This window comes from Nonomuraea sp. NPDC005692 (genome assembly GCF_040631115.1).
In the GTDB taxonomy this organism is placed as follows: domain Bacteria; phylum Actinomycetota; class Actinomycetes; order Streptosporangiales; family Streptosporangiaceae; genus Nonomuraea.
On record NZ_JBEXYU010000022.1, the window covers coordinates 38671 to 57011 of the forward strand.

20 protein-coding genes are annotated in these 18341 nt (G+C 71.9%); 8 read left to right on the plus strand and 12 right to left on the minus strand.

Features of this window, described 5'->3' with window-relative positions:
* The first annotated feature begins 63 nt into the window (after positions 1-63).
* Entirely contained in the window at positions 64-273 is a 210-nt protein-coding gene (locus ABZ459_RS34475) for a hypothetical protein (protein WP_357979366.1), read from the plus strand.
* On the opposite strand, the gene ABZ459_RS34480 is transcribed toward ABZ459_RS34475, so the two are convergent.
* From ABZ459_RS34480 to ABZ459_RS34500, 5 genes are all read right to left on the minus strand, one after another.
* Complete coding sequence (locus ABZ459_RS34480) at positions 270-1217, minus strand: 2-oxoglutarate and iron-dependent oxygenase domain-containing protein (RefSeq protein WP_357979368.1); 948 nt, start codon at positions 1215-1217, stop codon at positions 270-272. The two genes, ABZ459_RS34475 and ABZ459_RS34480, sit on opposite strands and share 4 nt — an antisense overlap.
* 62 nt (positions 1218-1279) lie before the next feature.
* Positions 1280-2677 (minus strand): glycoside hydrolase family 16 protein, encoded by a 1398-nt coding sequence (locus tag ABZ459_RS34485; RefSeq protein WP_357979369.1) that lies wholly within the window; start codon positions 2675-2677, stop codon positions 1280-1282.
* A gap of 96 nt (positions 2678-2773) precedes the next feature.
* Positions 2774-3457, minus strand: coding sequence for a hypothetical protein (locus ABZ459_RS34490; protein ID WP_357979371.1), 684 nt, complete (start codon positions 3455-3457; stop codon positions 2774-2776).
* Between the two features lie 329 nt (positions 3458-3786).
* Positions 3787-4506 carry a DUF5941 domain-containing protein gene (locus tag ABZ459_RS34495; protein ID WP_357979373.1) on the minus strand — a complete coding sequence of 240 codons (720 nt, stop codon included), beginning with the start codon at positions 4504-4506 and terminating at the stop codon, positions 3787-3789.
* A complete protein-coding gene (locus ABZ459_RS34500) occupies positions 4503-6011 on the minus strand; it encodes a CDP-alcohol phosphatidyltransferase family protein (protein WP_357979375.1) in 1509 nt (502 codons plus the stop codon). The genes ABZ459_RS34495 and ABZ459_RS34500 overlap by 4 nt, the downstream gene beginning before the upstream one ends.
* A gap of 140 nt (positions 6012-6151) precedes the next feature.
* Between ABZ459_RS34500 and recO the strand changes: the two genes are divergently transcribed.
* The 4 genes from recO to ABZ459_RS34520 all read left to right on the plus strand — a co-directional run bounded on the left by recO (position 6152) and on the right by ABZ459_RS34520 (position 10283).
* On the plus strand, positions 6152-6886 hold the full coding sequence (gene recO, locus ABZ459_RS34505; protein ID WP_357979377.1) for a DNA repair protein RecO: 735 nt from the start codon (positions 6152-6154) through the stop codon (positions 6884-6886).
* Positions 6883-7665, plus strand: a complete 783-nt coding sequence (locus tag ABZ459_RS34510) for an isoprenyl transferase (protein ID WP_357979379.1) — start codon at positions 6883-6885, stop codon at positions 7663-7665. The genes recO and ABZ459_RS34510 overlap by 4 nt, the downstream gene beginning before the upstream one ends.
* A gap of 120 nt (positions 7666-7785) precedes the next feature.
* Positions 7786-8694, plus strand: coding sequence for an ABC transporter ATP-binding protein (locus ABZ459_RS34515; protein WP_357979381.1), 909 nt, complete (start codon positions 7786-7788; stop codon positions 8692-8694).
* Positions 8691-10283: a polyketide antibiotic transporter gene (locus ABZ459_RS34520; RefSeq protein WP_357979383.1), complete on the plus strand. Its 1593-nt coding sequence runs from the start codon at positions 8691-8693 to the stop codon at positions 10281-10283. Before ABZ459_RS34515 ends, ABZ459_RS34520 begins: the two co-directional genes overlap by 4 nt.
* A gap of 256 nt (positions 10284-10539) precedes the next feature.
* Here ABZ459_RS34520 and ABZ459_RS34525 read toward each other — a convergent pair whose 3' ends face one another.
* Positions 10540-11067, minus strand: a complete 528-nt coding sequence (locus tag ABZ459_RS34525; RefSeq protein ID WP_352323427.1) for a CGNR zinc finger domain-containing protein — start codon at positions 11065-11067, stop codon at positions 10540-10542.
* A 112-nt stretch (positions 11068-11179) separates the two neighbouring features.
* Between ABZ459_RS34525 and ABZ459_RS34530 the strand changes: the two genes are divergently transcribed.
* A complete protein-coding gene (locus tag ABZ459_RS34530) occupies positions 11180-12076 on the plus strand; it encodes a DMT family transporter (RefSeq protein ID WP_357979384.1) in 897 nt (298 codons plus the stop codon).
* Here ABZ459_RS34530 and ABZ459_RS34535 read toward each other — a convergent pair.
* The 5 genes from ABZ459_RS34535 to ABZ459_RS34555 are packed head-to-tail and all read right to left on the minus strand — an operon-like array spanning position 12016 to position 15372.
* On the minus strand, positions 12016-12405 hold the full coding sequence (locus tag ABZ459_RS34535; protein WP_352323403.1) for a transcriptional repressor: 390 nt from the start codon (positions 12403-12405) through the stop codon (positions 12016-12018). The two genes, ABZ459_RS34530 and ABZ459_RS34535, sit on opposite strands and share 61 nt — an antisense overlap.
* Complete coding sequence (locus ABZ459_RS34540; RefSeq protein ID WP_357979386.1) at positions 12402-13274, minus strand: metal ABC transporter permease; 873 nt, start codon at positions 13272-13274, stop codon at positions 12402-12404. Before ABZ459_RS34540 ends, ABZ459_RS34535 begins: the two co-directional genes overlap by 4 nt.
* Positions 13271-14050: a metal ABC transporter ATP-binding protein gene (locus tag ABZ459_RS34545; protein WP_357979388.1), complete on the minus strand. Its 780-nt coding sequence runs from the start codon at positions 14048-14050 to the stop codon at positions 13271-13273. Before ABZ459_RS34545 ends, ABZ459_RS34540 begins: the two co-directional genes overlap by 4 nt.
* The gene (locus tag ABZ459_RS34550) at positions 14047-14970 is read right to left on the minus strand and encodes a metal ABC transporter substrate-binding protein (RefSeq protein WP_357979600.1); all 924 of its coding nucleotides are present in this window, start codon (positions 14968-14970) and stop codon (positions 14047-14049) included. The genes ABZ459_RS34545 and ABZ459_RS34550 overlap by 4 nt, the downstream gene beginning before the upstream one ends.
* Positions 14971-15027: 57 nt before the next feature.
* Positions 15028-15372: a DUF6703 family protein gene (locus tag ABZ459_RS34555; RefSeq protein ID WP_357979390.1), complete on the minus strand. Its 345-nt coding sequence runs from the start codon at positions 15370-15372 to the stop codon at positions 15028-15030.
* Between the two features lie 57 nt (positions 15373-15429).
* Between ABZ459_RS34555 and ABZ459_RS34560 the strand changes: the two genes are divergently transcribed.
* Complete coding sequence (locus ABZ459_RS34560; RefSeq protein WP_357979392.1) at positions 15430-15717, plus strand: antibiotic biosynthesis monooxygenase; 288 nt, start codon at positions 15430-15432, stop codon at positions 15715-15717.
* Positions 15718-15811: 94 nt separating this feature from the next.
* Positions 15812-17197, plus strand: a complete 1386-nt coding sequence (locus ABZ459_RS34565; protein ID WP_357979394.1) for a glycine--tRNA ligase — start codon at positions 15812-15814, stop codon at positions 17195-17197.
* A gap of 131 nt (positions 17198-17328) precedes the next feature.
* On the opposite strand, the gene ABZ459_RS34570 is transcribed toward ABZ459_RS34565, so the two are convergent.
* Positions 17329-18240: a dienelactone hydrolase family protein gene (locus ABZ459_RS34570; RefSeq protein WP_357979396.1), complete on the minus strand. Its 912-nt coding sequence runs from the start codon at positions 18238-18240 to the stop codon at positions 17329-17331.
* Positions 18241-18341: the final 101 nt, after the last annotated feature.

The following is an 18341-nucleotide window of genomic DNA, read 5'->3' on the forward strand; positions in this document are numbered from 1 at the left end:
GCGACATACGGCAGATGGAGGGGTCAAGTGTCCGAAGGGCCGGAAACCGGACAGACGCCTGAGTTGGGGCGCGCCTCTTCGCGCGATGCCCATGAGCACACCGTCGAGCGGATCAGGGACGTGACCCGCGGCGGCAAGGTCGTGCTGAAGGGGGGCGGCGGCGTGGACACCGCCTTCCGGCAGCTCTTCCCCACCACCTATGACCTGGTCGTGGAGCATCCCGAGGGCGAGGAGACCGGCGAGGACAAGGAGCCGCGGGGGCCGCTCTCCTAGATCCGGCGTTCGAACAGGCGGGGGAAGACCTTGGACACCTTCGACAGCAGGTACTCGCCGTAGGTGCCGGTGAAGTCGACCTGGCCGTCCCACCGCTCGCCGGCGGCGTAGGGGAGGGGCGGCACCACGCTGTCCCACCCGGGGTCGAAGAAGAACGGGTAGCTCAGGCGCTCGTTGCCGCTGCGGTTGCGCACGCGGTGCGGCGTCGAGCGGTAGCGGCCGCCGGTGAGCTTGTCGAGCATGTCGCCGATGTTGCAGACGAACGTGCCGGGCAGCGGCGGCGCCTCGATCCAGCCGTCCGCCGTCCGGACCTGGAGGCCGCCGTTGGCGTCCTGGAGGAGGAGGGTGAGCAGGCCGTAGTCGGTGTGCTCGCCCACGCCCCAGGTCTCGTCGTCGTCCGGGGGCGCGGGCGGGTAGTGGAAGATCCGGAACAGCACGGTCGGGTCCGCGGTGTAGCCGGTGCGGAAGTAGCCCTCGTCCAGGCCCAGGCTGAGCGCGACCCCCGACATGACCGCCTGCGCGACCTCCGTCATCGTGTCCAGGTAGGCGAGCACGGCCTCCCGCAGCTCGGGCACCTGGACGGGGAACTGGTTGGGGCCGTGCAGCGGGAGCGGGCCGGGCGGCTGCTCGACGCCGAAGTAGACGCCCTCCTTCAGGTCCGGACGCCCGGAGGTCAGCTCGCCGCCCACCGGGAAGAAGCCGCGCCAGGCCGGGCCGCCCCGGTCCATCGAGATCTCGTCCTTGACCTCCTCGGGCAGCGCGAAGAAGCGCCTGGCGGCGGCGTCGAGCCGGTCGAGGAGCTCCTGCGGCACGCCGTGCCCGCGGACGTAGAAGAAGCCGCTGTCCCGGCAGGCCGCGCCGATCGCCGCACCGACGGCCTGCCTGTCACCGCCTGTGGTGTCGCTGAGCAGCGGGGAGATGTCGATCACCGGCAATTCGCGCACCGTCCCATTGTTCCCCATCTCCCGCCGTCACCACCGAAGCAGCCTCCGCCGTCCGCGGGCGGTCAGGTCGTCGAGAAGGTGAACCAGTTGACGTTGACGAAGTCGGCGGGCTGGCCGCTGCTGAAGGTCAGGTAGACGGTGTGCGTGCCGGTCACCCCGCTGATGTTGGCGGGGACCGTCCGCCAGCTCTGCCAGCCGCCCGTACTGGCCAGCGCGAAGTCGCCGATCGGCGGGGCGGACGGGCTGTCCAGCCGCACCTGCACCAGCCCGCTCACGCCGGCCGCCGCCCCCGACGCCACCCTGGCCCTGAACTGGCGGGCGGGCTCGGAGCCGAAGTTCACCCCGTCGTAGCGCAGCCAGTCGCCGCCCGCGATGGCGCCGACGTTCTGGCCGCCGCCGGTGTCGGTCGTGGCTTCCACGATGGTGCCGGACTGGGCCTGGTAGCGCTCGGCCTGGATGGTGGAGCGCGCGTCCACGCCGCCCGGGACGGTGGGGGTCGCCGTCGGGGTGGAGACCGTGCCGCTCTGCCAGACGGCCACGTAGTCCACCAGCAGCGGGTGCCCGGGGACGGTCGCGGCCGTCGGCGTGCCCGTGCCGGCCAGGGCGTTGGGGAACGCGCCGCCCATGGCCAGGTTGAGCAGCAGGAAGTAGCCGCCGTGTCCGGTCATGTCGGTCCAGGTGGTGGCGTCGAGCTGGTTCTGGCTCACGCTGTGGAACTGCTGGCCGTCGACGTACCAGCGGAGCTGGTTGGGGCTGGCGGCGCGGTCCCACTCGAAGCGGTAGGTGTGGAAGGCCGACTGGCAGGACGATCCGGGGCAGGCCCGGCTCGCGCCCAGGCCGGTCGTCTCGTTGCAGGGCCCGCCGGGGCTGACGCCGCAGTGGAGCACGCCCCACACGGAGTTGATGCCGTTGACGTTCTCCATGATGTCGAACTCGCCGATGCCCGGCCAGTTCCAGTAGTTCCCCCGGTACGGCGCCCCGAGCGCCCAGAACGCCGGCCAGTAGCCGAGCGCCGCCTGACCGGTCACGTTCGGCATCTGGATCCGGCCCTCGATCCGCAGGACGCGTCCGGCGGCCGGCTTGAAGTCGGCCCGCCTGGTCTCGATGCGGGCCGAGGTCCACTCGCCCGAGCCGCTGCGCAGGGGCGTGATGCGCAGGTTCCCGGAGCCGTCGAGGCTGACGTTGGAGGTGCTGGAGGTGTAGTTCTGGATCTCGCCGGTGCCCCAGTTGCCCGGCCCGCCGGGGTAGCCGTGCCCGGTGTCGATGATCCACTCGGCGGACGAGGGCGGCGTGCCCGCCGAGCCGTTGAAGTCGTCGGACCAGACCAGCGACCAGCCGGACGGCGTGGACGGCACGGACGCCGAGGCGCTGACGGCCACTTTGACGAGCAGGCCGGTGAGTGCCAGGAGCACCACCGCCACGGCCACCAGGCGGCGCCTGTGCCGGATCTCTGTTGTCATCCCTGCTCCATGGGGGGTGGTGGAGTCGAGTGAGAGAGCGCTCTCTTGAGGCGACGTAAACACGCTGCTGACCGCGTGTCAATATGGGAGAGCGCTCTAGAGCAGGTCGACGGACGACGTCCCTGCGGCCTCGAACGCCTCCCGCCAGAAGCTCTCCAGCAGCGGGAACCGGGCGGGGGCGGACTTCTTCCCCCGCAGGAACCCGTGCACCACCACCGCGTACCCGGACAGGTCGGGCAGCAGCCGCGCGTGCCGCAGTTCCTCGATCTTCCGGCCGCGGGCGGCCTCGCTCAGGTCCAGCTTGCCGACGTCCAGGTCGCCGTGGTTGTTGACCAGGTCGCTGAACACGATGAGCCGGTGCCCCCTGTCCGGCTGCCGCAGCGCGCTGAGCTGCTTGACCGCGTACCGCAGGGCGCCCAGTACGTCCGAGCCCCGGCCCTCCTTCGGGCAGTCGAGCAGCTCGACCGCCCGGGGCAGCACCTGCGTGATCCGGCGGGCCCTGACCCGGTCCTCGACCACGGGATCGCCGTCGGGGTTCTCGGTGCGGGTGGCGGCGATGGGCGCCGGGTCGGCGCGGCACGTGCTGCTCTCCGAGCTGCCGGTCACCGCCGCGAAGCCGATCCAGTCGCAGCCCTTGGCGAACTCCGGCAGCTCGGAGCCGACGTCGTTCCTGGAGGTCACCGGGTCGGCGTAGCCCGTCGAGTCGACGACCGCGCCGCACACCGGGCCCGGATCCGTGCCGCACCCGCTCACCAGGCCCGCGACCAACGCCAGCACCACGACGGGGACCGTTGACGGGCCTGCTCGGGCGGGTCGTGGCGAGAAGGGGCGCACCTCCGCGCGCTCGTCCGGCGGGTCCCCTCGCTTGAACGGCGCCTCCGCGCGCTCGTCCGGCGGGTCCCCTCGCCTGAACGGCCGCGACAAGAACGCCCTCCGCGTCTCCTGGCTCCGGCCGGACCGGACTCCGGCTCGAATGTCCGCAAATTTCAGACTAGTCCGTCATGTCCTTTCCGGTGGGGCGATCCGGCGCCCGCACGCGAGACGGCGGCCACCGGCGCCCTGATCGGGAGCCCGTGACCGCCGTCGTGTCCGGAGGGGGAAGTGGCCGCTCAGCCCTTCTCCGCCTCGCCGGTGGCCTGCTCGAGCGCGTCCTCGGGCGAGGCCTCGAGGTCCTGCTCGGCGTCGGCCCCGGCCTGCGCGGAGGCCTTGTCCAGGCGCACCCAGCTCGTCACGCTCTCCACCGCGAACAGCACGAACAGGTACGCCGTCAGCACCGCGAGCACCGGCGTCAGCCAGCCCAGCGCCGCGCCGACACCGATGATCAGCAGGCGCAGCTCCCAGCCGAGCCCCGCGTGGAACACCCACGCGGGCGGCCAGATGCTCTGCCGGGTGCGGTAGACGGTGTCGTAGGTGTGGTAGCCCACCACGTAGACCAGCACGAACAGCAGCCACTTCGGCGCGCCGGCGGCCAGGCCGACCGCGATCATGGCGAGGAACTCGGTGCCGCGCAGCAGCGGCGGGGTGAGCCAGTCGAAGCGGCCCAGGTGGTCGCGCGGCGCGGTCGGCAGCACGAGCAGCAGCGTGATGGCCACCGGCAGGAGCAGCATGGGCCCCTTGTCGGGCAGCCCGACGACGGTGACGGCGACGACGGCGAGCAGCGCCACGAGCGTGGCGGGCACGGGCGGCAGGCCCTTGCCCAGCTTGCCTGCGAGGGCGTGCACGAGCGGGCCGTCGTCGCGGTAGGCGAGCAGGCGGGCGGTCTGGATGCGGCGGCGTTCCTCGTCGGGGTCCGGCGTGGGGGTGGCCATGGCCTGCGGTTGAGTGATCATACGAGCGACCTCATGAGGCGTCCGGTGAGGGTGTAGGCGGCGGCGACGGAGCCCCAGATCACGAGGGTGAGGAAAGTGATCCGGGCGTCGAAGAGGGCGGCGGTGATCGCGATGGCCGCGAACCGCTCGCCGATGGGGAACACGATCATCTTCCGCGCCCAGTGGACCGCGCGGAACTTGCCCGCCCTGGTCCACATCTTGAGCACGCCGCGCAGGCCCTGGCTGCGCTCGACCTTGCGCCGCTCCAGCGCCCTGCGCAGGTCGCGGTCGTCGGGGGCGTCGAGCGGAAGGGTGGGGAGCTGCCCGGGCGGCTTGCGCCGGTTGGAGATGCCGAAGGAGAAGTCGAGCAGGTGGCGTACGGACTGGAGCCCGATGGCGGCCAGCGCCAGGATCCAGATGTCGTCGCCGTTGCCCGAGACGACCCAGCCGACGGCCAGGCCGGCGAAGACCACGTATTCCTTGAAGCGGTCGAAGGTGGCGTCGAGCCAGGCCCCCAGCACGCCGAACTTGCGGGCGTACCGGGCCACCTGCCCGTCGACGCAGTCGAAGACGAAGGCGAAGTAGATCAGCAGGCCGCCGGCGACCATCCACGGCCGGTCGCCGGTGGCGAAGCAGGCGGCGGCGGCCACGCCGAGCAGGATCGAGATCAGCGTCACCTGGTTGGGCGTGAGCCCGCGCCGCGCCGCCCAGCGGGCGATGAAGCGCGAGTAGGTGGAGACGAAGTAGGTGGTGAAGAAGCCGTCGGCGCCCTTGACCGCGTTGTTGAGCCGGGCGCGGTCCTCGTTCATGCCGGCCATCTCGGCGCCGGCCTCGTTGACCTCCTCCGGCGTGCTCACCCGGCGGTAGAACAGGTCGCGGCGGCCGCGCACGCCGACCGACACGCCGTTGCGCACCAGGCCGAACACCACGAGCTGGACGAGGTCGTCGTCCGCGCCGAAGCGGTCGGCCATGAGGGCCAGCTCGCGGCAGGTCTGCGCGAGCACGGGGGCGTTGCGGGCGCTGATGTGCAGCGGGCCGAGCACCACCGCGTTGGGCCTGGTCACCGCGTGGTTGGCGGTGCCGACCGACACGACGCGCGACTTGCCGACACGCGCGCGCACCGGCAGCCCCTCGAGACGGCCGTAGCCGATCTCCGGGTCGGCCTCGTCGATCGGGACGGTGTCCTCCTGCGCCTCCTCGGTCACCTCCAGCCGCGGCTCCTTGGCCACGAGCGCCAGCGCGCCGCGCTTGGCCTTGCTGATCTGGTAGATCAGCTCGTCGTGGAGGACCGAGTTCTGGGGGATGATGAAGAGGTTCTCCGTTGCCGATTCTGCGACGTCGGCCAGGGCACGCAGGGCGGCGGCCACGTCGCCGGTCTCGATCGTGGCGGGCCGCGGGTCATAGGAGACGAGCTGGCTGCGCAGCCGCTCGGCCACGGTGGGATTGCCGGGCAGCGCGGCCAGCCTCAGGCCGGTCGGAGAGGTGTCGGGGCCGGGCGAAGAGCCCAGCAGGACCACGCGGGTCATGACTCCCTTTCGAGGCAGTAGCGGGGGGTTGAACAACGGGTGATGCGGGGACAGACGTCAAAGTCTAGTGACGGCAGGGCAAACTCGCGTCACCAGAGCATGCCCGGAACATGCCGCGCGTGCGGCCGTAAGATGGGCAAGTGAGTCTCTACCGCGACGAAGGCGTCGTCCTGCGGACGCAGAAACTCGGTGAGGCCGATCGCATCGTCACCGTTCTGGCCAAGCGCACCGGCAAGATCCGGGCGGTGGCGAGGGGCGTGCGCCGCACCAAGTCACGCTTCGGCGCGCGGCTGGAGCCGTTCACGCACGTCGACCTCCAGCTCCACACCGGCCGCACGCTCGACGTGATCACCCAGGCGGAGACCATCAGGCCCTACGGCGAGGCGCTGGCCGTCGACTACCCCCGTTACACCGCCGGCAGCGCCATGCTGGAGACGGCCGACCGGCTGACCCACGGCGAGAAGGAGCCGGCGCTGCGGCAGTTCCTGCTGCTGGTCGGCGGCCTGCGCACACTGTCCGAACGCGTCCACGAGGCCAGGCTGGTCCTCGACGCGTACTTCCTGCGCTCGCTGGCGGTGGCCGGGTACGCGCCCGCGCTGGAGGCGTGTGCCAAATGCCAGGCCCCGGCGGTCAGGGCCTTCGCCATCGTCGCGGGCGGCGTGGTGTGCGGGGCGTGCCGTCCGGCGGGCTCGGCGGTGCCGGCGGGGGAGACGATCGGGCTCATGACGGCGCTGCTGCGCGGCGACTGGGCCACCGCCGACGCCTCGGAGTCGCGCCACCGCAGCGAGTGCAGCGGTCTGGTGGCCGCATATCTGCAATGGCATCTGGAACACGGAATACGCTCTCTGCGACACGTCGAAAGGGAGCATGCGTGAACGTCCGGCCTCCGACCCCTCATCCGTCAGGCGCGACCCCGCCGCCGATCCCGCGTGACCTCGTGCCCCGGCACGTCGCCATCGTGATGGACGGCAACGGCCGCTGGGCCAAGGCACGCGGCCTGCCGCGCACCGAAGGGCACAAGGCGGGCGAGTCCTCGCTGTTCGACGTCATCGAGGGGGCCCTTGAGCTGGGCGTCCCGTACCTGAGCGCCTATGCCTTCTCCACGGAGAACTGGAAGCGCTCGCCCGACGAGGTGCGCTTCCTGATGGGCTTCAACCGCGACGTCATCAGGCGGCGGCGCGACGAGCTCAACGCCATGGGCGTGCGGGTGCGCTGGGCGGGCCGTCCGGGCCGGCTGTGGAAGAGCGTGATCTCCGAGCTGCAGAGCGCCGAGCAGATGACCGTCGGCAACAACAAGCTGACGTTGCAGTTCTGCGTCAACTACGGCGGCCAGGCCGAGATCGTCGACGCGGCGGTCAAGCTGGCGGCCGACATAGCGGCCGGGCGGGTCAAGCCGTCCAAGGTGAGCGAGAAGGTGTTCGCCCGCTACCTCGACGAGCCGGAGATCCCGCCGGTCGACCTGTTCCTGCGCTCCTCGGGCGAGCAGCGCTTCTCGAACTTCCTGCTGTGGCAGTCGGCCTACGCCGAGATGGTCTTCCTCGACCGGCTCTGGCCCGACTTCGACCGCCGCGACCTGTGGGCGGCGTGCGAGATCTACGCCAAGCGCGACCGCCGCTACGGCGGCGCGATCCCCAACGAGGTGACCGGCTCCTAGAGACACCCCGGGGTTCACCCCTGCTGAGCTGCCGCGCTGGACAACGACTATACGCCGATATAGCGTCCTGCTCGTTCGGGTAGTCAACTGTACGAGCGAACAGTCATGAGGCAGATCATCATGAGCGACGCCATCTCGGTGGCCGCACTCGTCAAGGCGTACGGCCGGACCAGAGCCCTCGACGGGCTCCACCTGAGCGTGCGCACCGGCGAGGTGCACGGCTTCCTGGGCCCCAACGGCGCGGGCAAGAGCACGACGTTCCGGATCCTGCTCGGCCTCGCGCGGGCCGACACGGGCAGTGTCCGGCTGCTCGGCGGCGACCCCTGGCGGGAGGCCGCCGAGCTCCACCGCCGCCTGGCGTACGTGCCGGGCGACGTCACGCTGTGGCCCGACCTGTCCGGCGCCGAGGTGATCGACCTGCTGGGCCGGCTGCGTGGCGGTCTCGACCGCGGGCGCAGGAAGGACCTGCTCGACCGGTTCGGCCTCGATCCGCGCAAGAAGGGCCGGGCCTACTCCAAGGGCAACAGGCAGAAGGTCGCGCTGGTCGCGGCGCTCGCCTCCGACGCCGAGCTGCTGCTGCTGGACGAGCCGACCTCCGGGCTCGACCCGCTCATGGAGGAGACGTTCCGTGAGGTCGTCAGGGAGGAGCGGCGGCGCGGCGACCGGACCGTGCTGCTGTCCAGCCACGTCCTGTCGGAGGTCGAGGCGCTGTGCGACCGGGTCACGATCATCCGCGACGGCCGCGCGGTCGAGAGCGGCACCCTGGCGGCGCTGCGTCACCTGACCCGCACCACCGTGCACGCCGAGCTCGACCGGCCCGCCGAAGGGCTGGCCGGGCTCCCCGGCGTGCACGACCTGCGCGAGGAGGGCGGCCGGGTGCGCTTCGACGTGGACGCGGACGCGCTCGGCCCCGCGCTGCGCCGCCTGACCGCGGCGGGCGTGCGCACCCTGGACAGCCGCCCGCCCACGCTGGAGGAGCTGTTCCTGCGCCACTACGAGAGCGGCCGGCGGACGGAGGCCGTGCGATGAGCGCAGGCACCGGGACGCTCGTCCGCCTGGCGCTGCGCCGCGAGCGCGCCATCGCCCCCTGGTGGTTCCTGCTGCTGGTGGCCATGAGCCTGGCCATGGTCGGCTACATCAACCGCAACATGGGCACCTACGAGCTGAAGCTCGCCTACACCGAGGTCGTCCGCCGCTACGCCTTCTTCCGGGCGCTCGGCGGCGGGGTCGTCGAGCCGCGCCTGGAGGTGCTGGCGACCTGGCGCAGCGGCGGCTTCCTCTACGTGATCAACGCGTTCGCCGCCCTGATGACCGTGATCAGGCACACCCGCAGGGAGGAGGACGCGGGCCGGACCGAGCTGGTCCGCGCGGGCGTGGTGAGCCGCCGGGCGCCGCTCGGCGCGACCCTGCTGGTGGCCGGGGCGACCAGCCTGACCGGCGGGGCGCTGACCGCCGCCGCCCTGCTCGCCGCCGGCCTCGAACCCGCCGGCACGCTCGCCTACGGCGCCGCCGTCGTGGTGGCGGGCTGGGTGTTCGCGGGCGTCGGCGCCGTCGCCGCGCAACTGGCGCGCGACGCCCGCACCGCCACGGTCATCGGCCTGTACGCCCTCGGCCTGGCCTACGTCCTGCGCTACGCCGCCGACGCGAGCGACCGGCCGTGGCTCAAGGTGCTGTCACCGCTCGGCTGGAGCCACCTGGTGGACGCCTACCGGGGCGATCGCTGGTGGTGGCTCGGCGTCTCCGTGGCGGCCGCCGGGGGGGTGTGCGCGCTGGCGTACACGCTGCTCGGCCGCCGCGACCTCGGCTCGGGCCTGCTGCCGGAACGGCCGGGCAAGCAGGAGGCCCCCCGGCTGCGCGGCCCGGTCGCCCTGGCCTGGCGGCTGCACCGCGGCCTGCTGCTGAAGTGGGCGGCGGGGACGGCGGCGTTCGCGGCGGTGGGCGGCGCGATGGGCCCGCTGGCCAAGGACGTGCTGGCCCGCCCGAGCATTGTGGTCACCAACATCACGACCCTGCTCGGCGTCCCCGCGGACGCCGCCCTCGACGGATACATGTGGTACTACCTGCTGATCCTCGCCTACTGCGGCGCGCTCTACCCGGTGCTCATGATCATGCGGCTGCGTTCGGAGGAGACCTCGGGCCGCGCCGGCCAGGTGCAGGCCACGCCCCTGACCCGGGTCCGCTGGGCGGCCGGGCACCTGGTGGTGGCCGCGCTCGGCACGGCCGCGCTGTCGGCGCTCGCCGCGCTCGTCTTCAGCGCCGTGTACGCCGCGCTCCTCGGCGACTTCGCCGGCACCGCGCCGCGCTTCCTGGCCGCCGCCCTGAGCCAGGTACCGGCGGCGTGGTGCCTCGGCGCGGTCTGCCTGGTGGCCTACGGGCTGCTGCCTCGGGCGAGCGTGCCGCTGTGCTGGGCGGCCTGGATCCTGACCGCCCTGCTCGGCCAGGTCGTCGCCCCCTTCTACGGGGTGTGGGGCGGCACGCCGTTCGAGCCGTTCCACTACCTGCCGAACATCATGGCGGGGCAGGCGTTCGGCACGGTGCCGGAGCTGACGCTGCTCGCGCTGACGGCCGCGCTCACGGCCGGCGGGCTGCTGGCCCTGCGGCGGCGCGACGTCGGCTGAGGGACGTGGCGGCGCGGCGGTATCCGGAATTCTGGCACGAGGGTCAGGCTGAGAGCCGGTGAAGGCGGGTACAACCCGTTCCCCCACGCTGAAGGAGGGCCGATGATCCCAGGTTGCGGCTCGTGCAACTGTTCCGACGTCTTCGCCACCGCCAAGCCGCCGTGGTGGCAGACGTCCAGCGAAGCACCCTGAATCACCCGCACCTGCCGCCCGTCCCCCGATCGTCGCGGGGACGGGCGGTTTGCGTGCGGGACGGTCAGGCGCGGCGGCGGGCCCGGTAGGCGGCGACGTGCATGCGGTTGCCGCAGGTGCGGCTGTCGCAGTAGACCCGCGAGCGGTTGCGGGACTCGTCGACGAACACGCGGTCGCAGTCGGGGGCCGAGCAGGTGCGCAGGCGTTCCATCTCGCCCTCCACCAGCAGGTGCGCCAGCGCCACGCCGCAGTCGGCGGCCACGTGCTCGGCCAGGGAGGCGTCGGTGGCGAAGTAGTGCACGTGCAGCGGGTGGCCGTCGTGCTCGGTCAGCCTGGGCGTGATGCGCGTCTCGGCGAGCAGGGCGTTGAGCGTGCGCACGGCGCTCGCCACGTCGGAGGCCGTGAACACCCGGTGGAACGCCTCGCGCACCATGCGCACCTGGCCGAGGTCGCGGGCGGTCAGCGCGCCGATGCCGCTGATCTGCCGGGACTCCACGAACGCCTGCAGCTCGGCCAGGCTGGCCAGACCGTCGTCGCCGCCGGTGGACGGCGAGGTGTTGACCAGGTCGACAACGGTCGCCAAAGAATGCACCATGTCATGGCCAAACGGCATGTTGACTCCTGTCGGGGCCGGTTCTAGCGTGGTCGCAGCGTATCTCTCCCATGGGACTCCGGGGGTTTCCGTGAGTGCATATCGGCGTATCGTGCTGATCGCGATCGCCGGAGCGCTGATCATCTCCACCTCCGCGCCCCTGGTGCGCCTGTCCGGGGCGTCGCCCGCGACGTCGGCGTTGTTCCGCTGCGCGTACGCGGTGCCGCCCATGTTGCTGCTCGCCTGGCTCGAACGGCGGAAGCTGGGGCCCCTGCCCTGGCGGAACGCGCTGCCGGCCTGGGCGGCGGGCGTGCTGTTCTCGCTCGACCTGCTGTTCTGGCACCAGTCGATCAAGCTGGTCGGCGCGGGCCTGGCGACCGTGCTGGGCAACCTCCAGGTGTTCATCGTGGCCTTCGCCGCCTGGGGCGTCTTCCGCGAGCGTCCGTCCAACCGGCTCATGGCGAGCACGCCGATCGTCTTCGGCGGGGTCGTGCTGATCTCCGGGGTGTTCGACGGCGCGGCCTACGGGCTCGACCCCGTCATGGGCGCCGTCACCGGGCTGGCGACCTCGGTCGTGTACGCCGCCTACCTGCTGCTCATGAAGGCCGGGCCGGGCCGGACGGCGGGGCCGCTGGCGCACGCGACCGTCGTGGCCACCGTGCTGATCGCCGCGCTCAGCCCGCTGTTCGGCGGGGCCGACCTGGCGCCGGAATGGCCGGCGCACGGGTGGCTGCTGCTGCTCGCGCTGGGGCCGCAGGTGGCCGGATGGCTGCTGATCACGTACTCGCTGCCCAGGCAGCCCGCGGCGCTCACGGCGCTGCTGCTGCTCGTGCAGCCGATGACCACGGTCGCCATCTCCACGCTCACGCTGGGGGAGCGGCCCTCCGCGCTGCAGCTCGCCGGGTGCGCCGCCGTCGTGCTCGGCGTGCTGTACGGCTCCCGCGGCCCTCAGCCCACGCGAGCCGGCGCCGAGCAGGACGAGCAGGTGCCGAAGACCTCGACCGTGTGAGTGATCTCGGTGAAGCCGTGGTCGCTGCCGACCGCCTCGGCCCAGCGCTCGACCGCCGGCCCGGCCACCTCGACCGTGTGCCCGCAGCGGCGGCAGACCAGGTGGTGGTGATGGTCGTCGCTGGCGCACGCCCGGTAGACCGACTCGCCCTCGTCGGTGCGCAGAACGTCGACCTGGCCGCAGTCGGCCAGCGCCTGCAGCGCCCGGTAGACGGTGGTCAACCCGATCTTCGCGCCGTGCAGGCGCATCTCTGCATAGACGTCCTGGGCGCTGCGGAACCCCTCGCTGCGGCGAAGGGTGTCGTGCACGGCATCGCGCCTCGTCGTCATGCGACCTCCTCGACACGGACATGTGGTCGCCGGCTCACTGGGGACTCCTGGATACGGCCTCGCCGTACGAATTTACCGACAGCCAGGGCCAGGACGAAGCCGGCGAGGGCGAGAAGCACGATCGCCGCGCCCGGAGGCACCCGTGACGACATCGTCGAGGCCAGCAGACCGCCCACCGAGGCGAGCACGCCGAACAGCATCGCCAGCCCCATCGTGGCCCTGAACCCCCTGGTGAGCTGCTGGCTCGTGGCCACCGGGATCACCATCAGGGCGCTGACCAGCAGCAGGCCGACCACGCGCATGGCGATGACCACGGTGAGCGCGGCGGTGACCGCGATCAGCAGGCTGAGGAAGCGCACCGGCAGGCCGCTGGCCTTGGCCATCTCCTCGTCCTGGCAGAGCACGAACAGCTCCCTGCCGAAGACGACGACCACCCCGATCACCGCCACGGCCAGCGCGCCGATGATCCAGATGTCCTCCCGCGTGACGCTGGCGATGGCGCCGAACAGGTAGGAGTTCAGCTTGGCGTTGCTGCCGCCGGGGGCGATGCCCATGAGCATGACGCCGCCCGCGATGCCGCCGTAGAACAGCAGGGCGAGCGCGACGTCGCCGCTGGTCCGGCCCCGGGCCCTGACCAGCTCGATCGCCACCGCGCCCAGCACCGAGACGATCACGGCGGTCAGCACCGGCGCCGTGCCGGTCAGGAAGCCCAGCGCCACGCCGGTCAGCGCGACGTGCCCGATGCCGTCGCCGAGCAGCGACAGCCTGCGCTGCACGATGAACGTGCCCACCGCGGGCGCGCACAGCCCCACCAGCAGCGCGGCGATCAGCGCGAGCTGGAAGAGGTTCTCCTGCAGAAGGTCGATCATCGCGGTTCTCCCTGCCAGCCGGTCAGCGGGCCGGCGGCCGGCTCCTCGGCGTGCGGATGCTGGTGCTCGTGTCCCGGCCTGGCGCACTCGCCCTCGGGCCGCGGCGGCTCGCCGTCGTGCGCGACGCGGCCCTCGCGGACCACGACGCCGCGGGTGATCAGCGGCTCCAGCGGGCCCAGCTCGTGGGCGACCAGGACGATCGTCTTGCCGTCGCGGACCAGGCTCCCCAGCGTGTCGGCCAGGAGCCGCTGGGTCTCGGCGTCGACGCCCGCCGTGGGCTCGTCCATCACGTACGTGTCGGGCTCCCCGGCCAGGGCGCGGGCGATGAGCACGCGCTGCTGCTGGCCGCCCGAGAGCGACTGCACGGGGTCGCCGGCCCGGCCGGTCAGGTCGACCGCGTCCAGGGCGTGCGCGACCGCCGCCCGGTCGGCCGCGCTGGTCCTGCGCAGCCGGCTCTGCCTGGCGACGCGGCCCGAGGCCACGACCTCGCGGACGGTGGCGGGCACGCCGCCGCCGACCTGGAGGCGCTGGGGCACGTAGCCGATGCGCCACCACTCGCGGAACCTGGCGGGCGGGGAGCCGTACAGGAGGGTCTGGCCGCCGGACAGCGGGGTGAGGCCGAGCAGCGCGCGGACCAGGGTGGACTTGCCCGAGCCGTTGGCCCCCAGGAGGGCCACGACCTCGCCGGGGCACACGGTCAGGTCGACGCCGCGCAGGATCTGCCGGCCGTCGAAGCTGACCCGGCCGCCGGTCATCGCGAAGGCCGTCTCGCTCATGCCGCACACCCCAGCGCCGTCCGGAGGGTCTTGAGGTTGTCGCGCATGGCCGTCAGGTAGTCGCCGGCGGGCTTGCTCTCCAGCGGGTCGAGCACGGCCGTCTTCGCGCCGACCTCGCCGGCCAGCACCTCGGCCACCTTCGGGCTCACCAGGGACTCGGTGAAGATCGTGGTGGCGCCCTCGGACCTGGCCAGCGCGGCCACCTCCGACAGGCGCTTGGGCGACGGCTCGGTCTCGGGGTCGAGCGTGATGCCCACCTGCTTGAGCTTGTAGCGGTCGGCCAGGTAGCCGAACGCCTCGTGCGCGGTGACCAGCGTCTTGCCGGCGCAGGCGGCCAGGCCCTTGGCGAACTCCTGGTCGAGGCCGCCCAGCACGCCCGCAGCCGTGGCGGCGCGGTCCTTGTACGCCTGCGCGTGGGCGGGGTCGGCGGCGGCCAGGCGCTCGCCCAGCTTTCCGGCGACCGTGGCCAGCCGGGACGGGTCGAGCCAGATGTGCGGGTCGTAGGAGACGCCGTGCTCCTCCGCGTGCCCCTCCTCATCGGCGTGCCCGCCCGCCGGGATCGTCGTGACGGCGGCGGCGGCGTCGAAGGCGGTGTCGGCGGAGACGGCGTCGTCGACGGCCGGCTGCACGCCCTTGACGTAGACCGTGAGCGCGGCGTCCTGGAGCTTGGTCATCTGCTGGATGCCCAGCTCCAGGTCGTGCGGCTCGACGCCGGGCGCGGTCAGGACGGTCACGTTCGCGTCGGGCCCGGCCACCTGCTCCGTGAGCCACTGGAGCGGGTAGAAGGCGGCGATCACCTCGGGCCTGCCGCCCGCGGCGGTCTCGGTGCTCTCCGCGGCCCCGGCGCCACAGGCGGACGTGGCCAGCAGGGCTGCTCCGGCGAGGAAGATCAGGGCGCGCATTGGGGGCGTACGGGACATCACGCCCTCAAGTATGGAGAAAATGAAAATGATTGTCAAAATCTCCGGCGGGCCGCCCTAGAACGCCCCAAACCGGTCAGCGGCCAGGATCGCCAGGAAGACCAGCATCGCGACCCGCAGCAGCCGCCCGCCGATGCCCAGCGACGGCCACGACAGGTACGCCAGCCACCCGACGAACGCCAGCACCAGCAGCGCCGCCACGCCGCCCAGCCAGTTGGCCAGCGCGAAGGCGGCCAGCAGCAGGATCACCAGCACGGCGGGGGCCACCCACCTGGGCACCTGCGTGAACAGAAACGTCATCGGGACCGCGCTGCGCCGCTCGACGGCCTTGCGCGCGCCGCCCGCGCCCGGCGTGAAGAACTGCTCGCCCTGGGGCAGCGGGCGCTTGTTTTTGGAGGCCACGTCGAGAGCCTATGGGAGTTCGTGTGACAGCAGGGTGCGCACCTCTAGGCTGGGCTGGTGCTCGCCGTGATCCGATACACCGTGCCAGAGTCCCAGTCCCAGGACTTCCTCAAGCAGGGCCACACCATCCTCGACACCTTCGCCGCCCAGCCGGGTTACCACCGCGGGCGGCTGGCCCGTTCGGTCGACGAGCCCAACCTGTGGGCGCTGGTCAGCGAATGGGAGGGCGCGGGGTTCTACCGCAGGGCGCTGTCGGCCTCCAGGATGGTCATGTACCCGTTGATGATCCTCATGGTCAACGAACCCAGCGCGTACGAGGACGTGTACACGCAAGAGGGTGCGTAGCGTTACTCGCGCGCGAGACCGGGTGAGCGTCCCCTAAGCTGGGATCTCATCGAATTCACTCGCCGACCTCCAGCCGGAAAGAGACGCAACCAAAATGGCACGACGCACCGACGTCATGGACACCATCGTCAGCCTCGCCAAGCGCCGCGGGCTTGTTTACCCGTCGAGCGAGATCTACGGCGGACTTCGCGCGTCGTGGGACTACGGTCCTCTGGGTGTCGAGCTGAAGAACAACGTCAAGCGGCAGTGGTGGCTGTCGATGGTCCAGTCGCGCGACGACGTGGTGGGCCTCGACTCCTGCGTCATCCTGGCCCCCGAGGTCTGGCGGGCCAGCGGCCACGTCGAGACCTTCAGCGACCCGCTGACCGAGTGCATGTCCTGCCACAAGCGCTTCCGCGCCGACCACCTCGTGGAGGCGTACGAGGAGAAGAACGGCAAGGAGCCCGAGAACGGCCTGGCCGACATCACCTGCCCCAACTGCGGCAACAAGGGCACCTTCACCGACCCCCGGCAGTTCAGCGGCCTGCTCAAGACCTTCCTCGGCCCGGTCGAGGACGAGTCGGGCCTGGCCTACCTGCGTCCGGAGACGGCCCAGGGCATCTTCATCAACTACCTCAACGTGCAGCAGTCGGCGCGCAAGAAGGTCCCGTTCGGCATCGGCCAGGTCGGCAAGTCCTTCCGCAACGAGATCACCCCGGGCAACTTCATCTTCCGCACCCGCGAGTTCGAGCAGATGGAGATGGAGTTCTTCGTCAAGCCCGGCACCGACGAGGAGTGGCACCAGTACTGGATCGACGAGCGTTTCCGCTGGTACTCCGACCTGGGCATCAACAAGGACAACCTGCGCCTCTACGAGCACCCGCAGGAGAAGCTGTCCCACTACTCCAAGCGCACCGTCGACGTCGAGTACCGCTTCAACTTCCAGGGCTCGGAGTGGGGCGAGCTCGAAGGCATCGCCAACCGCACCGACTTCGACCTCACCGCCCACTCCAAGGCCTCGGGCGTCGACCTGAGCTTCTTCGAGCAGGACACCGGTGAGCGTTACGTCCCCTACGTCATCGAGCCGGCCGCCGGCGTCGACCGGGCCACGCTGACCTTCCTGATCGACGCCTACACCGAGGACGAGGCGCCCAACGCCAAGGGCGTCCTGGAGAAGCGCACGGTGCTGCGGCTCGACCACCGGCTCGCGCCGGTCAAGGCCGCGGTGCTGCCGCTGTCGCGCAACGCCGACCTGTCGCCCAAGGCTCGCGACCTGGCCGCGCAGCTGCGCCGGCGGTGGAACGTCGAGTTCGACGACGCGGGCGCGATCGGCCGCCGCTACCGCCGCCAGGACGAGATCGGCACCCCGTTCTGCATCACCGTCGACTTCGACACCCTCGAAGACCACGCGGTGACGATCCGCGAGCGCGACAGCATGGCCCAGGAGCGCATCGCCATCGACCAGGTCGACTCCTACCTGCGCCAGCGCCTCAACGACTGACCCCGGCACCACGCCACCGACGCCGCCCCGGCTCTCCGCCGCGGGCGGCGCTCGCGTTTTCCGCCCCGGCCGAGCAGCACAGGCCCGGCCGGGGCGGCACAGGCCCGGCTGAGCAGGACAGGCCCGGCCGGTCAGGACAGGTGGCGGCCGAACCAGGTCAGCACGTAGTCGTAGGCCTGCGAGGCGGCCCGCTCGTCGTAGCGGGCTCCCGTGTCGTTGAAGAAGGCGTGGCCGACGCCGGGGACGGTCACCAGCTCGTGGGTGAGCCCGGCCTTCGTCAGCGCCGCCTCGGCCGCGTCCCTGGTGGCGTTGACGCGGTCGTCCTGCTCGGCGTAGATCGCCAGCACGGACGCCTCGGTGCCGGTCAGGTCGGCGTCGTCGGGCAGCGGGCCGTAGAAGGGCGCCGCGGCGGCCAGCCGGGTCTCCCCGGACGACAACAACAGCCACGTCATCCCGCCGCCGAAGCAGAACCCGATCATGCCCAGCCCGGCGCCCCTCGCCCGCTTCTCCAGCTCGCCGACGGCCGCCTTCATGTCGGCCACGAAGCGTTCCTGGGCGATCTCGCCCAGCTTGGCCGTGACCTGCGCGGTGTCGGCGAACGCGGCCGTGCCGCCCTCTCGGGAGAGCAGGTCGGGCGCCAGGGCCGAGTAGCCGCTCGCGGCCAGCCGGCCGGCGACCGAGCGGATGTGGTCGGTCAGCCCGCGGTTCTCGTGCATGACCAGCACCGCGCCCTTGGGGTCGGCGGCGGGCGCCCAGGCGGCCCGCAGGGTGGTCCCGTCCGGGCCGGGGAACGTGATCTCCTGCGTGGGCAGCGGGGCCGGGCCCGCGGGGGAGGCCGTGCCGGACGGCGAGGCCGCGAGCGGCGTAGGCGTGCTCGCCGGGTCGGTGTCCGGGGTGGCGCCGCAGGCGGCGAGGAGGGCAGTGGCGGCGGGGAGGGCGAGCCCGAGGAGGCCCAGGCGGCGCAGGGCCTCCCGCCGCGAGATCAGGCCCTCTACGTGGTCGAGTGCCACTTCTTCTGCCAAATATCGCTGGAAGGGCGTCATGGTCGAAAGATCTAACGGTGAACACCGAAAAATCGTGTAAAGGCGATAGTTATGTGGGCTTTCGCTGGCGTTTGGTGAGGTGGTGCTGAAGCCGGGAACGC

What these genes read in the sequence shown, in the direction of transcription:
- ABZ459_RS34485 (WP_357979369.1), bottom strand. Translation starts at nt 2,677, where the DNA reads ATGACAACAGAGATCCGGCACAGGCGCCGCCTGGTGGCCGTGGCGGTG.
- ABZ459_RS34495 (WP_357979373.1), bottom strand. Translation starts at nt 4,506, where the DNA reads ATGATCACTCAACCGCAGGCCATGGCCACCCCCACGCCGGACCCCGAC.
- ABZ459_RS34500 (WP_357979375.1), bottom strand. Translation starts at nt 6,011, where the DNA reads ATGACCCGCGTGGTCCTGCTGGGCTCTTCGCCCGGCCCCGACACCTCT.
- ABZ459_RS34515 (WP_357979381.1), top strand. Translation starts at nt 7,786, where the DNA reads ATGAGCGACGCCATCTCGGTGGCCGCACTCGTCAAGGCGTACGGCCGG.
- ABZ459_RS34520 (WP_357979383.1), top strand. Translation starts at nt 8,691, where the DNA reads ATGAGCGCAGGCACCGGGACGCTCGTCCGCCTGGCGCTGCGCCGCGAG.
- ABZ459_RS34535 (WP_352323403.1), bottom strand. Translation starts at nt 12,405, where the DNA reads ATGACGACGAGGCGCGATGCCGTGCACGACACCCTTCGCCGCAGCGAG.
- ABZ459_RS34540 (WP_357979386.1), bottom strand. Translation starts at nt 13,274, where the DNA reads ATGATCGACCTTCTGCAGGAGAACCTCTTCCAGCTCGCGCTGATCGCC.
- ABZ459_RS34545 (WP_357979388.1), bottom strand. Translation starts at nt 14,050, where the DNA reads ATGAGCGAGACGGCCTTCGCGATGACCGGCGGCCGGGTCAGCTTCGAC.
- ABZ459_RS34550 (WP_357979600.1), bottom strand. Translation starts at nt 14,970, where the DNA reads ATGTCCCGTACGCCCCCAATGCGCGCCCTGATCTTCCTCGCCGGAGCA.
- ABZ459_RS34565 (WP_357979394.1), top strand. Translation starts at nt 15,812, where the DNA reads ATGGCACGACGCACCGACGTCATGGACACCATCGTCAGCCTCGCCAAG.
- ABZ459_RS34570 (WP_357979396.1), bottom strand. Translation starts at nt 18,240, where the DNA reads ATGACGCCCTTCCAGCGATATTTGGCAGAAGAAGTGGCACTCGACCAC.